Source organism: Mesorhizobium sp. B264B1B (assembly GCF_020165765.1).
Taxonomy (GTDB): Bacteria; Pseudomonadota; Alphaproteobacteria; order Rhizobiales; family Rhizobiaceae; genus Mesorhizobium.
This window is the reverse complement of the sequence record NZ_JAIUIS010000007.1, coordinates 124,198-139,934: the sequence shown is the minus strand read 5'-3', so window position 1 is coordinate 139,934 and position 15,737 is coordinate 124,198. Positions and strand designations below refer to the sequence as shown.

The window sequence follows — 15,737 nt, the reverse complement described above, 5'->3', positions numbered from 1 at the left end:
AGGCAAGCCGGCCGCTTGGCGCTAAGAGGGGCGCCAGAAGGGATGCTGTGTGCAGCCCGGTCTTGCCAAGCGGAAACCACGAAGCGCTCCCGATTTGACACTCCAAGCTCCACATAAGCAGAAAGCCACTCCCGGCGAGGTCTGGGCGGTGCTGCGCCGTATCATCGCCGAGAACGGCCGCGACTACCTTTGGTCCTACATCTTTGCCGGCGCCTGCCTGCTGGCGGTATCCGCCACGACCGCTTTCACCGCCTGGATCATGAGCCCTGTCGTCAACCAGATCTTCTACGAGCGGCGCGGCGATCTGATCGTGTGGATTTGCGCCGGCGTCATGGGCGCCTTTCTCGTGCGCGGTTTCGCCGGCTACGGCCAGGCGGTGACGCTGGCGACCGTCGGCAACAATCTGGTTGCGCGCTACCAGCGCCGCATCTTCGATCACCTGATGAAGCTCGGCGTCGGTTTCTTCAACGACACGAGATCTGGCCGGCTGGCGGCGCAGGTCAACGAGAACGTCAACGGCATTCGCGACCTGCTGTCGATGACGCTGACGTCGATCGCGCGCGACGGGGTGACGCTGTTCGGGCTGCTCGGCGTCATGATCTACCAGGATCCGGTCCTGTCGCTCAGCTCGCTGGTGATCGGGCCGCCGCTCATCTACACCGTTGTCTATCTGATGCGCCGGGTGCGCCGCATCACCCGCGAATCGGTGCAGATCAACTCGCGGCTGATCGGCGCCATGCAGGAAGCCACGCAAGGCATCGCCATCGTCAAGGCCTTCACCATGGAGGACGAGCTGTCGCGGCGCATCGGCCAGCTCGCCAACAGCGCCGAGCACCGCGGCAACAAGATCGCCCGGGTTTCGGAACGGCTGTCGCCGATTTCCGACATGCTGGCCGGTCTCGCCGTCACCGGCGTCATCGCCTATTCCGGCTATCGTGCGCTCGTCCTCGGGCAGCCGCCGGGCGCCGTCTTCTCCTTCATCACCGCGCTGATGCTGGCCTACGACCCGGCAAGGCGGCTGGCGCGCATGCAGGTCGGCATGGAGCGCGCGTTGGTCAATGCGCGCATGATCTACGAAATCCTCGATCTCGAGCCGCAGCAGGGCGACGCGCCGGGAGCCGCCGAGGCCAATTTCACCACGGGCGAAGTGCGGTTCAACAATGTGAGCTTCCGCTATGTCGAGGAGGCACCGGTCCTGCAGGACCTCAGCTTCGTCGCCGCCGCCGGCAAGATGACCGCCATCGTCGGCGCCTCCGGCGCCGGCAAGACGACGCTGGTGGCGCTGCTGCAGCGTTTCTACGACGTCGAGGCGGGTACGATCGAGATCGACGGCCAGGACATTTCGAAGATCACCAAGCAGTCGCTGCGCAGCTCCATCGCCTATGTTTCGCAGCAGCCCTACCTGTTCGAAGGCACCATCCGCGACAACATCCGCTATGGCCGGCTCTCCGCCACCGACGCCGAGATCGAGCAGGCCGCGCGGCTGGCCCAGGCCGACGGCTTCATCCGCCAGCAGCCGCTCGGCTACGACACGCCCGTCGGCGAAAACGGCGCGTCGCTGTCGGGCGGCCAGCGCCAGCGTGTGTCGATCGCCCGCGCCATCGTCCGTCAGGCGCCGATCCTGCTGCTCGACGAGGCGACCTCGGCGCTTGACAATGAGGCGGAAGCCAAGGTCCAGGAAGCGCTGACCCACGTCATGGAGGGGCGCACCACCATCGTGATCGCCCACCGGCTGTCGACGGTGGTCAATGCCGACCACATCATCGTGCTGGAACAGGGTCATCTGGTCGAACAGGGCACCCATGCCTCGCTGATGGCCGACCCGCACAGCGTCTATTCCCGCTTCCACCGGGTGCAGGGCAGGAAGGGCCTGGGGCTTGTCGATGACGGCGCGCCGATCCAAACTCCGGCGCCAGGGCCGACGCAACCTATCGAGACGCAGGGCATCGCCGGGAGCGCGAGATGAGTGAAACGCCGACAGCCGACAGACCCGCGGGCGATATGGGCCTGGTGGTGGTGGGCGCCGCCGGCCGCATGGGCCAGACGCTGATCCGCGCCATCCACACAATGCCGGGCGCACGCGTCGCCGGCGCGATCGAGCGGCAGGGATCGCCCTATCTCGGCAAGGATGCGGGCGAGCTTGCCGGCATCGGCATCATCAATGTGCCGATATCGGACGATCCGCTGCCGGCCTTCGCAGGGGCGGACGGCGTGCTCGATTTCACCGCCCCGGCTGCGACCGTCGAATTCGCCGGCTATGCGGCGCAGGCGCGCATCGTCCATGTCATCGGCACGACCGGCTGCTCGGCCGACGACAATGCCAGGATCGCCGCTGCGGCGCGCCATGCGACGATCGTCAAGTCGGGCAATATGAGCCTCGGCGTCAATCTCCTGGCGGTGCTGGTCGAACAGGCCGCGCGCGCCCTCGACGCCGGGGATTTCGACATCGAGGTCCTCGAAATGCATCACAGGCACAAGGTCGACGCGCCGTCCGGCACCGCTCTGCTGCTGGGCGAAGCCGCCGCCGCGGGGCGCGGTATTGCGCTTGCCGGCAACGATGTGCGCGTCCGCGACGGCCACACCGGCGTGCGCAAGCCGGGCTCGATAGGCTTCGCAACCCTGCGCGGCGGCTCGGTGGTCGGCGACCACAGCGTGATCCTGGCCGGCACCGGCGAACGTATCACGCTGGCCCACCATGCCGAGGACCGCACCATCTTCGCCCGCGGCGCCGTCAAGGCAGCCCTGTGGGCGCATGGCAGGAAGCCCGGCCTTTACTCGATGCGGGACGTGCTCGGGCTTGCCTGAAACGACCCCGGACCATCTTCATCCCATGCAATTCCGGACAGAAAACCGCTTCCCACTTCTGCTGGAATTGCTCAGATCCCAGAGGAGCAAAAATGTCGAGAACCCTCGTGCTCGTGCGCCATGGCCAGAGCGAATGGAATTTGAAGAACCTGTTCACCGGCTGGCGTGACGTCGACCTGACCGAACAGGGCCACGCCGAGGCCAAGGCAGCCGGGCAGAAGCTCAAGGCACGCGGCCTGAAGTTCGACATCGCCTTCACCTCGGCGCTGGTCCGGGCGCAAAAAACCTGCCAGCACATTCTTGACGCCGTCGGCCAGAGCGACCTGGAAACCGTCCGCGACCAGGCGCTGAACGAGCGCGACTATGGCGACCTCTCCGGCCTCAACAAGGACGACGCGCGCAAGAAATGGGGCGAGGAGCAGGTGCATGTCTGGCGCCGCTCCTACGACGTGCCGCCCCCCGGTGGCGAAAGCCTGAAGGACACCGGCGCCCGCGTCTGGCCTTATTACCTGCACGACCTCCAGCCGCATGTGCTGCGCGGCGGCACGGTCCTGGTCGCCGCCCACGGAAATTCGCTGCGCGCGCTGATCATGGCGCTGGACGGCAAGTCGGGCGAGGAGATCGTCAAGCTGGAGCTCGGCACCGGCGTGCCGGTTATCTACACGCTCAACGCCGATTCCACCGTGGCGTCGAAGGAAGTGCTGGAGGGCTGACCGCTCCGGAGCCGGCAGTCGGAGGCTGCGGCTCTTGCCGGGCATGGCCTTTTGCGAAAGCCGGTTCCACCTTTCGGGATCATGGTCCAAAAACCGCGTTGACACGCACCGCTTGCCCGCTTATTGAGCCCGCACCAGCCCAGATGGCGGAATTGGTAGACGCGCACGGTTCAGGTCCGTGTTCCGCAAGGAGTGGAGGTTCGAGTCCTCTTCTGGGCACCAAATTCCCGTCTCTGAACCGTTCGACGGTTCAGAGACTCGCAGAAAAAGCCCGGCTCGTCCGGGCTTTTTTGTTGCCTGTGCGACCGATCGCCTGGTCATTCCCGCCGACAGAAAGCCGCAGGGATTTGCCCGACATCATGCGCACGCCTGCCGGGAAACGTGCTGTCGATGACCGTGCCCTTATCGCACGGAGCCTGTCACCGTCCGGTCGACGGCGGGAACGGATTTGCGGTCGTTGCCGGCAAGTGCGGCGATGATCAGCAGGCTGGCGACGACCGGGACGAACAGAACCGCCACGCGGGCTTGTACGTAAAGAATGGCGCGCCATTCATTGCGCTTGTCAGGGCTGTCGCTCATCATACACTCTCTGTCATGCCCCTCCCGGGCGGTGACATAGCGACGAACGGTTAAACAACCCCTTCCGAAATCGTTAACCGGCGGGAATTGCGCTGGCTCAGTTCAATCCGATCCGCTTTGCGCCTTGCCGGAACAATGCCTCCGCGTCCGCCTCGAAACGGAACGTGCCGATGAAATCGTCGGCGCGGTAGTCCGGCAGCGCCTTGCGGAGGGCGGCGGCGAAATTGTGTGCCTCGTCGAGCCGCCCGGCCAGCGCCAGGCAGTGTGCTGCGATCGCCAGGATGATGGCGTGGGCATTGGGCCGCGCCGCCGCCTTTAGCGCCCATTCTGCCGCTTCCTCGAACTGGCCGAGCCGCACATGCGACATGGCGCGCGCGCCCAGCATGCCGAACAGCAGCGGGTCGAAAGGGCTGAGATGGCGCGAATGGTCGGAAGAGCCGATCGCCGCCTGCGGATCGCCTGACTGCGAGTGGACGAAGGACAGCGCATAGTGGCCGAGCGCGAAATTGGGGCTGAGCTCCACTGCCCGTTCCAATTCGAAGAGCGATCCGTCCTGTTCGCCGCGCAGCCACAGCGCCCGGCCCATCGCCCAGTGCGCGGCAGGGTTCTGTTCGTCAACCAGGAGACTGTGCCCCGCTGTCTCGTAGGCTAGCGCGCTTTCGTGGTCGCGGTCGCCCCAGCGCTGGAAAGCGCTTTGCCAATGGGTGAAGGACAGGCCGGCATGGGCGCGGGCGAAGGTCGGGTCGAGCGCCGTCGCCACGCCGAAGAAATGCTGCGCCAACTCGTTTTCCGGCTGGGTGAAGCGATACATGTGCCAGAGGCCGCGGTGATAGGCCTCCCAGGCGTTGAGCGAGTTGGGCGCCTTCAGCATGGCGCGGTTGCGCTCGACCGTCTCGATCTCGGCCGAGATAGACGAGACGATCGCGTTGCCGATATCGTCGAGCACGCCGAAGAGGTCGTCGGCCCGGCGCTCGAAGCTCTCGGCCCAGACGATCCTGGCCGTGCGAACCTCGATGAGCTCGACGGCGATGATGACGCGGCCGGCCACGGTGCCCACCGTGCCGGTGGCGACATAGTCCACATTCAGCTGCCGCCCCGCTTCCTGCGGCGCGATGTTTTTCTCGGCGAGCGCGAAGACCGAGCCGCGCGCGATGACGAAGAAATCCCTGAGCTTGGCCAGACGCGTGATGATGTCATGGGTCAGCCCGTCGGCGATCCCGCCGCGCGTGCCGCAAGGGCCGGCAGTCTCGACGAACGGCATCACCGCCAGCGAGGCGTGGCTGGGCTCCACGCCCGCCGGAGCGGGCGACGGCGGCGATGCCGCGATGCCGGCGGGCTGCGCCGCAAGCCGATCTACCGCCGGCCGATCTACCGACGGCCGATCCGACGGCCGATCTTCCGCTGGCCGATCTTCCGCTGGCTTGTCGCGCAGCGCCTGCCAAGCCGCGCGCACCGGTCCGAAGTCGAGCCCTTCCGATTGGAACAATTGCGCCGTCGCCGTCAGGTGCTGCTCGGCCGCGCCGATGGCGCCGCGCCCGGCCAGATGCGTGAGCAGCGCCAGATGCGCGCGGCCGTCGAACGGCGCCAGCTCCACCCATCGGTCAAGACCGGCTGCTGCCGCCTCCGAACCGGGCGGAACCGCCGCGACAAGGTGCTCCAGCACGGCGGCGTGAGACGACTGGAAGCGGCGGCGCTGCGCGATCAGCCAACTCTCGAAAAACGGACTGCGGTCGAGCTCCAGACCGTCGAGAAAGTCGCCGGCGAACAGCTCCGACAGCGATCGCAGGCGCTCCGCGTCGAGGGAGGCGATCCCTTGCGCGGCGGCGGCGCTAACCTCCAGCGCGTCGACGAAACAGCCGTCGAGGCGCAATGCGACCGTGTCGTCCTGTGTCTCGACCCGACGGTGCCCCGGCTCGTCGAGGACGGCGCGAAGCTTGCTGAGGCACCAACGCAACTCGCCCCTGGGGTCGTTCGGAACATCCCACAAGAGCTCGCACAGCCGAGCGCGTCCGACCGGATGCGGCGCCAGCGCCAGATAGGCAAGCAGCGCGCGCAGCTTGCGCGATGCCGGCAATTCGGCCCGCACGCCATCGCGCACGACCGCAAACGGCCCGAGCAGGCGCACGGCAAGAGCGGGCTTACCGCGATCCAGGCTCGGTCGAGCGGATTCCACGTGCATTTCCACGCTTGCTCCCACGCTTCCTCCCACGTTGGCCGGTCGGCCCTCGTTTATCACCGAACACGGCCTGAACGCACCCGGTTGCGAGTTGCGCGCCGGGATGCGGGCAGCCGCATTGCCGGCACGTCGAGCGACCCTAGCGCGGCAAGGTCTCGAAACCTCGCCGCCCAAGCCGCCGGTTTGTAACCGGCCCGTGACCGCAAGGTACCAACACAGACGAGGAGACCAGACATGTTGCAGCAAGCAAGAATCAGAACCACGGCCGGCCGCGGCCGCCTGTTCGACAGCATTTTGGACACGGTCGGCGACACGCCGGTCATCCGCATCAACAATCTTGGCCCGGCCCACGCGACGATCTACGTCAAGGCCGAGTTCTTCAACCCGGCTGCCTCGGTGAAGGACCGGCTGGCGCTCAACATCATCGAGGAGGGCGAGCGCAGCGGCGCGTTGAAGCCGGGCCAGACCATCGTCGAGGCCACCAGCGGCAACACCGGCATCGGGCTCGCCATGGTCTGCGCCCAGAAAGCCTATCCGCTGGTCGTCACCATGGCCGACAGCTTTTCCGTCGAGCGCCGCAAGCTGATGCGCATGCTGGGTGCCAAGGTGGTGTTGACGCCGCGCGCCGAAAAGGGGTTCGGCATGTACAAGAAGGCCGTGGAGCTGGCCGAGGCCAATGGCTGGTTCCTGGCGCGACAGTTCGAAACCAGGGCCAACGCCGCCATCCACGAGGCGACGACGGCGCGCGAGATCATCAATGATTTCGCCGGCTCGCGGCTCGATTGCTTCGTCACCGGCTACGGCACTGGCGGCACCGTCGTCGGCGTGGCGCGCGTGCTGCGCCGTGAGCGGCCGGATGTCCGTATCATCCTGTCCGAGCCGGCCAACGCCCAGCTCATCGGCAGCGGCAAGGCGCAGCAGCGCGGTGCCGACGGGGCGCCCGCCGCCAGCCACCCGGCCTTCGAGCCGCATCCGATCCAGGGCTGGACGCCTGATTTCATCCCCAACGTGCTGCAGGAAGCGGTCGATGCCGGCCTCTATGACGAGGTGATGCCGATCGCCGGGCCCGAAGGCATCAAATGGGCCAAGGCGCTGGCGCGGAAGGAAGGCATCTTCACCGGGATTTCCGGCGGCGCCACCTTCGCCGTCGCGCGGCAGGTCGCCGAGGAGGCGCCGGCCGGATCGGTGATCCTGTGCATGCTGCCCGACACCGGAGAACGCTACATAACGACGCCGCTGTTCGACGGCATCGATGCCGAGATGGACGCCGACGAGATGGCGTTGTCGCGATCGACGCCCGGCTGCCAGTTCCCGGCGGCTTGACGGGAGGCTGTCATGGACGTCGCGCAGGAAACCCTTGGCGCTGTGGCCGAGGAGACGCTTGACCCCCTGGACTGGGCCGATGTGCAGGCCCTGTCGCACCGGGTCATTGACGATGCCGTCGACTATCTGCGCGACGTGCGCGACCGTCCGGTCTGGCGGGAGGTGCCGGCTGACGTGAGGGAGGTCTTCGCCGCACCCCTGCCGCGAACGCCGGCGCGGCTGGCCGCCGTCTATGGCGAGGTCTCCCGCACCGTGATGTCATACCCGATGGGCAACATCCATCCTCGCTTCTGGGCCTGGTACATGGGCTCGAGCAACTTCACCGGCGCGCTCGGCGATTTCCTGGCGGCGATCCAGGGTTCCAACCTCGGCGGCGGCAACCATGCCGCCGGGCTGATGGACTGCCAGGTCGTCAACTGGTGCAAGCAAATGCTGGGGTTTCCCGTCTCGGCCAGCGGCACGCTGGTCAGCGGCGGTTCGATGGCCAACATGATCGGGCTGACGGTGGCGCGTAACGTCAAGGCCGGCATCGACGTGCGCGAGCATGGCGTTGCCGCCATCGAGAAGCCCCTGCGCTATTATGGCTCGGACCAGCTCCATTCCTGTCACCGCAAGGCCATGGAGGCGCTCGGCCTCGGCAACCGGGCCTTGCGGCGAATACCGACCGATGCCGGGCTGCGCATCGACATCGCTGCCTTGCGGGCGGCAATTGCCGAGGACCGCCAGGCGGGCTTCAAACCGGCCTGCGTCATCGGCAATGCCGGCACCGTCAACACCGGAGCGATCGACGACCTGCGGGCGCTTGCCAAGCTGGCGCATGAGGAAGAGCTCTGGTTCCATGTCGATGGCTGCATCGGCGCCCTGGTCGCCATCGCTCCGCAGAACGCCCATCGCGTCGCCGGCATCGAATGGGCCGATTCGATCGCGCTCGATCCGCACAAATGGCTGCACGCGCCGTTCGAGGCCGGCTGCGCCCTGGTCAGGGACGCCCTCGCGCATCGCCGTACCTTCGCCGTGACCCCCGAATATCTGGAATCGACGCCGCGTGGTCTCGCCTCCGGCGAATGGCTGCACGACTACGGTTTGCAGACGTCGCGCGGCTTTCGCGCGCTCAAAGTATGGATGGCGCTGAAGGAGCATGGCATCGACAAATTCGGCCGCCTGATCGACCAGAACATCGCGCAAGCGGCCTATCTCGCCGGACTGATCGAGGACGAGCCGTCGCTGGTGCTGATGGCGCCGACCACGATCAACATCGTCTGCTTCCGGCATCGGCTTGCCGGGGCGTCCGGCGAGGAGCTTAAGCGGTTCAACACGGAGATCATGCTGCGTTTGCAGGAACAAGGCATTGCGGCACTGTCGGACACGACGGTGCAAGGCCAGCATTGCCTGCGCGTGGCGATCACCAACCACCGGACCCGGCGCGACGATCTTCACCTGCTGGTGCGGGAAACGCTGCGGCTGGGACGCCAGATCGCGGCGGAGGCGGCTTCCTAGTTCGCGGCGGCCATGCGAGTCTGCTGGCATGATTCGAAAGGTCCAATCGTGACGCTCTTTCGCTCGGCCACACTCGCGGCATTGGTTTTCACCACCTCGGCTGGGGCTGCCGACATGGCTTTCTTCGTCAAGAACCAGCGCGGGCAGGCCGTTGCGGTCGAACTGTTCAGCCGCGACCGCGAAACGGTCTGGCCGGGCGACGACAAGGTGTTCCTGATCGATCCCGGCTCACGCAAATCGGTGCCGATTTCGTGCAATGAGGGCGAACGCATCTGCTACGGCGCGTGGGTCAACGGCAATGACGCCATCTCGGCCGGCGTCGGCCCGGACAACGACCGGCCCTGCGACGATTGCTGTTTCATCTGCGTGCACCATTCGACCGAGACCGTCGACCTGGTGGAGTAGCGCCAATCTCCCCAAAATTAGTCCGGGATTGTCGCGGTCGCCCCCTTTAGCGATCGCTCGCCCCGTGCAATGCCCGCAAGGCGGCCGGGTGGGCCGTTTATTTTTGGGGGATATCATGTTCTACGCCTATGCGCGCCGCTCGCTGGCCGCGCTGTCTCTTGCCATACTGCTGGTGCCGTCGGCCCATGCCGGCGACGTCACCTTCGCCATCAAGAACAGCCATCCCAATGCCATGCGCCTCGAGCTCTACAGCCAGGACCGCGACTATGTGTGGCCGGGCAACGGCAAGGATTTCTACCTCGATGACGGCGAGACCAGGCAATTGCCGGTCTCCTGCGACGAGGGCGAATCGATCTGCTACGGCGCCTGGGTCGACGGCGACGAAGGCACCTATTGGGGCGTCGGCCCCGGCGACAAGGAAAAATGCGACGATTGCTGCTATACCTGCAGCGGCGGCGAGACCGAGGAAATCGAACTGGTTCCCTGACCGGCTTGCCAGCTTGACGCTTTTCCTGCCTGGGGCATAGCCTGCAAGAACAGCACCCAAAGCACGCCGCATCCAGGCGGCGTGCGTCAGGCAACAGGAGCAAGGCGATGGCAGGTCCGGTCGAGGGCGAGAAGATAGACGTCGGCTTTGCCGGCCGGCGCTGCATCCATTCGCGCAATTGCGTGCTGGGCGATCCGCATGTCTTCGTGCCGAACGCGCCGGGAGAGTGGATCCATCCCGACGCGGCCAGCGTCGAGAAGATCGTCGCCATTGCCGAAAGCTGCCCGTCAGGCGCCATTACCTATGTCAGGAAGGATGGCGGGCCGCAGGAAAGGCCGCCGGTGGTCAACACCGTGCGCATCAGGGAAAATGGCCCGCTGGCCGTCCACGCCGAGATTATGCTCGACGGCGAGACGTTACACCGCGCCACGCTCTGCCGCTGCGGCGCGTCGCAGAACAAGCCGTTCTGCGACGGCAGCCACAACAAATCAGGTTTTGCCGCCACCGGCGAGCCGGCGCTGAAGGACACGCCGGCGCTGGACGCGCGCGACGGGCCACTCAAGGTTACGCCGACGAAAGACGGGCCGCTCAAGCTCGAAGGCAATGTCGAAATCGTCACCGGCACCGGCCACACGGTCGACCGCACGCAACGCGCCTTCCTATGCCGCTGCGGCCATTCGGCGAACAAGCCGTATTGCGATGGGTCGCATAAAAAGGTTGGGTTCGTGGGGTAGGTTGACCCTGCCATTGAAGCTGCCAATCTCCCCCCTCGTGGGGGAGATGTCCGGCAGGACAGAGGGGGGCGCCGTAGAGCGCGAACCGCAATAGCCACCGGGCACCGAGCATCACAATGCCTCATACCCTATTGTCTCCAACGTATCGCGCAAACGTCCTGCGCTTCTGGAATGACGATGTCGTCCGCAACATCGACAACGTCTGCCAGCGCATTGTGAATACGGTCGGGCTTGCAGATGCGTCGTCGACCAATCCGCTGGAGGGGCCGTAACCGCAGAAGGTAGGCGGGACAGCGCCCCCCTCTGGCCTGCCGGCCATCTCCCCCACGAGGGGGGAGATCGAACTCTTCCCGTGGCCCATCCCGTGGCCCAGCGCTCGCTGCTTTATCAGCCCGTCCGTATCGGCTAAGGGCTGGGTCAGAGAAATCTGCTCGTCCGGACCTGCTAAAAAATGACCACCAAGACCAAGCCAAAACCTCTTTTCCTCGGCATCGACACCGGCGGCACCTACACCGATGCCGTGCTGTGGTCCGAAACCGAAGGCCCGCAGAGCGGGCCGAACAAGGGAAAGGTGCTGGCCAAGGCCAAGGCTCTGACCACCAGGCACGATCTCGCCGTTGGCATTTCCGGCGCCGTCGACGCGGTTCTGGAAAAAGCGGTCACCGATCCGGCCGCCATCAAGCTTGTCTCCATGTCGACGACGCTTGCCACCAACGCGCTGGTCGAGGGCCAGGGTGGCCGCGTCGCGCTGGTGATGATCGGCTTTTCCGAGGCGGACCTTGCCCGCGATGGGCTGAAGGCGGCATTGGGCACCGATCCGGTCGTGTTCTGCCCCGGCGGCCACGATGTGCATGGCAATACCGCCAAGCTCGATCTGTCCGGCCTCGAGGCGGCGCTGCCCGGACTCGGCGGCTCGGTCTCGGGCTTTGCCGTCTGCGCCTATTTCGCCACCCGCAACCCGGCGCACGAGATCGCCGCCCGCGAGCTGATCCGGGAGAAAACCGGCCTGCCGGTCACCGCGAGCCATGAATTGTCGGCCAAGCTCGGCGGCCCGCGCCGGGCGCTGACGACGCTGCTCAACGCCCGGCTGATCTCGATGATCGACCGGCTGGTGGCGGCGACCGAAGGCTTTCTCGAGGCGCGCGGCATCGCCGCGCCCCTGATGGTGGTGCGCGGCGACGGTGCGCTGGTGTCGGCGGCGTTCGCCCGCCAGCGGCCGATCGAGACCATTCTCTCCGGCCCGGCCGCCAGCCTGGTCGGCGCGCACCACATGACCGGATTGGAAAACGCGGTGGTTTCCGACATCGGCGGCACCACCACCGACGTTGCGGTGCTCGACAAGGGACGGCCGCGGCTCGATCCGGAAGGCGCCACCGTCGGCGGCTTCCGCACCATGGTCGAGGCCGTCGCCATGCGCACCTTCGGCCTCGGCGGCGATTCCGAAGTAGCGTTGGAAGACGGCGCTCTCAACCCCAGGCTCCTGCTTGGACCGCGCCGGCTGGTGCCGCTGGCGCTGGCCGGCATGGTGCATCGCGAGGCCGTTCTGGCGGAACTCGAGCGCCAGCTGCGCGCGCCGAACACCGGCCGCATGGACGGCCGCTTCGCGGTGCGCACCGGCGTGCCCGACCGTCTTGCCGCCGGGCTGACGGCTCCGGAAGCAAGGCTCTATGAAGCGATCGGCGCAATGCCCTTGCCCCTCGACAGGCTTTTGACCTCGAATGCCCAGAACGCTACCCTGAACCGCCTGGTGTCGCGCGGGCTGGTGCACATTTCAGGTTTCACCCCGTCGGATGCGGCGCATGTGCTTGGCAAGCAGGCGAACTGGGATGCCGCGGCCGCCCGCCTCGGCGCAGAGCTGTTTGCCCGCAAGCGCGACGGCCGCGGCCAGGCGATCGCGGCCTCTCCCGAGGCGATTTCGGAGCGCGTGCTGGCGGCGCTGACGCGCTGGTCGGCCGAATATATCCTCCAAACCGCCTTCGCCGAGGACGGGCTCGACGGCGCGGCCACCGTTGCGCATGCGCTGGTGCAGCGCGCCGTCGACGCGCATCCCGGCATTGCGCGCCTGAGCGTCGCGCTCGACCGGCCGGTGATCGGCCTCGGTGCCTCCGCGCCGCTGCACTATGCCGGACTCCCGCCATTGGTCGGCAATGACTGCGTGGTGCCTGATGACACCGACGTCGCCAACGCGCTCGGCGCCGTTGTCGGCCAGGTCCGGGTATCGGCGGAGGCGCGCGTCAGCCAGCCCAAGGAAGGTCTGTTCCGTCTTGCCTCGGGCGAAACCGTGCGCGATTTCCTCGACGAGGCGGCGGCGATCGCGGCCGCCGAGGCCGATGTGCGCAGCATCGCTGCGCAGCGCGCCAGGGATGCCGGCACTGACAGCGCCGAGATCGATGTCGCGACCGAATTCCGCGTCTCCACCGTCGAAGCCCAGCGTATGTTCATCGAGGCACATGTGGTGGCGGTGGCTTCGGGCAGGCCACGGATCGCGGTGTGATGGAGGGTGTAATCTCCCCCCTTGTGGGGGAGATGGCCGGCAGGCCAGAGGGGGGCGCTGTCCCGCCAGCGTCTCGGAGCAGCGCCCGCTCATACTCGACGTCGACCGACTGCACGAAATACCGAAACTTGCCGAGGTCGGCATTCCTTCGCGCCCCCCTCTGCCCTGCCGGGCATCTCCCCCACTTGGGGGGAGATTGGCAGCGTCGCCGCCGGCACCAAGCCTAAAAACCGCGCCTACCTGCCTTGCCTTCACCCTAAGCTGAATTGACCCTGCACTCCCAACATGCCAAAGGCCCGCGAAAGCCTTTCATCTGGAGTAGCCTGATGACCGATCGCGTCGAAATCGCCGGATTGCGGATCGCCCGCGAACTTCATGACTTCGTTGTCAACGAGGCCGCTCCGGGCACCGGCATCGACCCGGACAAATTCTGGAACGGCTTTTCGGCCATCGTCCACGACCTCGCGCCGAAGAACCGGGCACTGCTGGCAAAGCGCGACGCTATCCAGGAAAAGCTCGATGACTGGTATCGCGCCAATGGCGCGCCGGTCGACATGGAAGCCTACAAAACCTTCCTGAAGGAGATCGGCTATCTCGTCCCCGAAGGCCCGGTCTTCTCGGTGACGACCGAAAAGGTTGATCCCGAGATCGCCGTCGTCGCCGGGCCGCAGCTTGTGGTGCCGGTGATGAATGCGCGCTATGCGCTCAACGCCGCCAATGCGCGCTGGGGCTCGCTCTATGATGCGCTTTACGGCACCGACGCGATTCCCGAAACGGACGGCGCCGGGAAGGGCAACGGATTCAACCCCGCGCGCGGTGCGAAAGTCGTCGCCTGGGCCAAGGACTTTCTCGACCAGTCGGTGCCGCTCACATCGGGCAAATGGGCCGGCGTCAACGGCCTTTCGCTGGCCAATGGCGCGCTGCGGCTCAGCGCCGGCGCCGGCTCGACCACGCTTGCCGATGTCAGGCAGTTCGTCGCTTATCGCGGCGATGCCGCCAACCCGCAAGCCGTGCTGCTGGTCAGCAACGGCCTGCATATCGAGATATTGATCGACCGCGATAACCAGATCGGCCGTACCGATCCGGCCGGCATCGCCGACATCATCCTGGAATCGGCGCTGACCACCATCCAGGACTGCGAGGATTCGGTCGCGGCGGTGGATGCGCAGGACAAGGTTGTCGTCTACCGCAACTGGCTTGGCCTGATGAAGGGCGACCTGGCCGAAGAGATCACCAAGGGCGGCCGGACTTTTGTCCGCAAGCTCAACCCCGATCGGTCCTACACCTCGCCAAATGGCGGCACGGTGACGCTGCCCGGCCGCTCGCTGATGCTGGTCAGGAATGTCGGCCACCTCATGACCAATCCGGCGATAACGGACCGAGACGGCAACGAGGTGCCGGAAGGCATCATGGACACCGCGCTGACCGCGCTGATCGCGCTGCACGATATCGGGCCGAACGGCCGCCGCGCCAATTCCCGCGCCGGCTCGATGTATGTCGTGAAACCCAAGATGCATGGACCCGAGGAAGTCGCCTTCGCCGTCGAGATCTTCGATCGCGTCGAGGCCCTGCTCGGTATGGACCAGAATACCATCAAGATGGGCATCATGGACGAGGAGCGGCGCACCACCGTCAACCTCAAGGAGGCGATCCGCGCCGCCAAAGAGCGCGTCGTGTTCATCAACACCGGCTTCCTCGACCGCACCGGCGACGAGATCCACACCTCGATGGAAGCCGGCCCGATGATCCGCAAGGGCGACATGAAGCAGGCCGCCTGGATTTCCGCCTACGAGGCCTGGAATGTCGACACCGGGCTGGAATGCGGGCTTGCCGGCCATGCCCAGATCGGCAAGGGCATGTGGGCGATGCCCGATTTGATGGCGGCGATGCTCACCGAGAAGATCGCCCACCCCAGGGCCGGCGCCAACACCGCCTGGGTGCCTTCGCCGACTGCGGCGACGCTGCACGCCACCCACTATCACAAGGTCGATGTCCACGCCGTCCAGGCGGCGCTGAAGAGCCGGCCGAAGGCCAAGCTCGACGACATCCTGTCGGTGCCGGTCGCGGTGCGGCCCAACTGGTCTCCGGCCGACATCCAGGCGGAACTCGACAACAATGCGCAAGGCATTCTGGGCTATGTCGTGCGCTGGATCGACCAGGGCGTCGGCTGCTCGAAAGTGCCAGATATCAACGATGTCGGCCTGATGGAGGACCGCGCCACGCTGCGCATCTCCTCGCAGCACATCGCCAACTGGCTGCACCATGGCGTCTGCACGGCCGACCAGGTGATGGAAACGATGAGGCGCATGGCTGATATCGTCGACCAGCAGAACCAAGGCGACCCGCTTTACCAGCCGATGGCCGCCGATTTCGACGGCTCCGTCGCCTTCCAGGCCGCCTGCGACCTCGTCTTCAAGGGCCGCATCCAGCCCAACGGCTATACCGAGCCGGTGCTGCACGCGCGGAGGCTGGAACTGAAGGCGAAGGGAGCGGCCTGAACCGGAGAGTTGAAGCCGGCAGGCGT

13 protein-coding genes and 1 tRNA gene are annotated in these 15,737 nt (G+C 66.3%); 12 read left to right on the top strand and 2 right to left on the bottom strand.

The window, feature by feature from the left end; genetic code table 11:
• The first annotated feature begins 94 nt into the window (after positions 1-94).
• The 4 genes from LB547_RS16290 to LB547_RS16275 all read left to right on the top strand — a co-directional run bounded on the left by LB547_RS16290 (position 95) and on the right by LB547_RS16275 (position 3,740).
• A complete protein-coding gene (locus tag LB547_RS16290) occupies positions 95-1,966 on the top strand; it encodes an ABC transporter ATP-binding protein (RefSeq protein ID WP_140685311.1) in 1,872 nt (623 codons plus the stop codon).
• Positions 1,963-2,805 (top strand): 4-hydroxy-tetrahydrodipicolinate reductase, encoded by an 843-nt coding sequence (gene dapB / locus LB547_RS16285; protein WP_140763066.1) that lies wholly within the window; start codon positions 1,963-1,965, stop codon positions 2,803-2,805. The genes LB547_RS16290 and dapB overlap by 4 nt, the downstream gene beginning before the upstream one ends.
• Positions 2,806-2,897: 92 nt before the next feature.
• Positions 2,898-3,518 carry a 2,3-bisphosphoglycerate-dependent phosphoglycerate mutase gene (locus tag LB547_RS16280; protein WP_140491695.1) on the top strand — a complete coding sequence of 207 codons (621 nt, stop codon included), beginning with the start codon at positions 2,898-2,900 and terminating at the stop codon, positions 3,516-3,518.
• Between the two features lie 137 nt (positions 3,519-3,655).
• Positions 3,656-3,740 (top strand) — tRNA-Leu (locus LB547_RS16275).
• Positions 3,741-3,920: 180 nt separating this feature from the next.
• Here LB547_RS16275 and LB547_RS16270 read toward each other — a convergent pair.
• Together LB547_RS16270 and LB547_RS16265 are read right to left on the bottom strand one after the other, a co-directional pair.
• A complete protein-coding gene (locus LB547_RS16270) occupies positions 3,921-4,097 on the bottom strand; it encodes a hypothetical protein (RefSeq protein WP_181165187.1) in 177 nt (58 codons plus the stop codon).
• A gap of 97 nt (positions 4,098-4,194) precedes the next feature.
• Positions 4,195-6,276, bottom strand: a complete 2,082-nt coding sequence (locus LB547_RS16265) for a transcriptional regulator (protein ID WP_140763063.1) — start codon at positions 6,274-6,276, stop codon at positions 4,195-4,197.
• Between the two features lie 231 nt (positions 6,277-6,507).
• On the opposite strand from LB547_RS16265, the gene LB547_RS16260 reads away from it, so the two are divergent.
• The 8 genes from LB547_RS16260 (at position 6,508) to LB547_RS16225 (ending at position 15,711) form a co-directional block, all read left to right on the top strand.
• The gene (locus tag LB547_RS16260; RefSeq protein WP_140763060.1) at positions 6,508-7,596 is read left to right on the top strand and encodes a PLP-dependent cysteine synthase family protein; all 1,089 of its coding nucleotides are present in this window, start codon (positions 6,508-6,510) and stop codon (positions 7,594-7,596) included.
• Positions 7,597-7,608: 12 nt separating this feature from the next.
• Positions 7,609-9,093, top strand: a complete 1,485-nt coding sequence (locus LB547_RS16255) for a pyridoxal phosphate-dependent decarboxylase family protein (RefSeq protein ID WP_140514172.1) — start codon at positions 7,609-7,611, stop codon at positions 9,091-9,093.
• Between the two features lie 48 nt (positions 9,094-9,141).
• Positions 9,142-9,498: a hypothetical protein gene (locus LB547_RS16250; protein WP_140559119.1), complete on the top strand. Its 357-nt coding sequence runs from the start codon at positions 9,142-9,144 to the stop codon at positions 9,496-9,498.
• Between the two features lie 115 nt (positions 9,499-9,613).
• The gene (locus LB547_RS16245) at positions 9,614-9,985 is read left to right on the top strand and encodes a hypothetical protein (RefSeq protein WP_140559118.1); all 372 of its coding nucleotides are present in this window, start codon (positions 9,614-9,616) and stop codon (positions 9,983-9,985) included.
• A gap of 107 nt (positions 9,986-10,092) precedes the next feature.
• Complete coding sequence (locus tag LB547_RS16240; protein ID WP_140491673.1) at positions 10,093-10,719, top strand: CDGSH iron-sulfur domain-containing protein; 627 nt, start codon at positions 10,093-10,095, stop codon at positions 10,717-10,719.
• A gap of 116 nt (positions 10,720-10,835) precedes the next feature.
• On the top strand, positions 10,836-10,991 hold the full coding sequence (locus LB547_RS16235; protein WP_140491671.1) for a DUF559 domain-containing protein: 156 nt from the start codon (positions 10,836-10,838) through the stop codon (positions 10,989-10,991).
• 179 nt (positions 10,992-11,170) lie between these two features.
• Positions 11,171-13,213 (top strand): hydantoinase/oxoprolinase family protein, encoded by a 2,043-nt coding sequence (locus tag LB547_RS16230; protein ID WP_140559117.1) that lies wholly within the window; start codon positions 11,171-11,173, stop codon positions 13,211-13,213.
• Positions 13,214-13,539: 326 nt separating this feature from the next.
• Positions 13,540-15,711 (top strand): malate synthase G, encoded by a 2,172-nt coding sequence (locus LB547_RS16225; RefSeq protein WP_140559116.1) that lies wholly within the window; start codon positions 13,540-13,542, stop codon positions 15,709-15,711.
• Positions 15,712-15,737 lie beyond the last annotated feature (26 nt).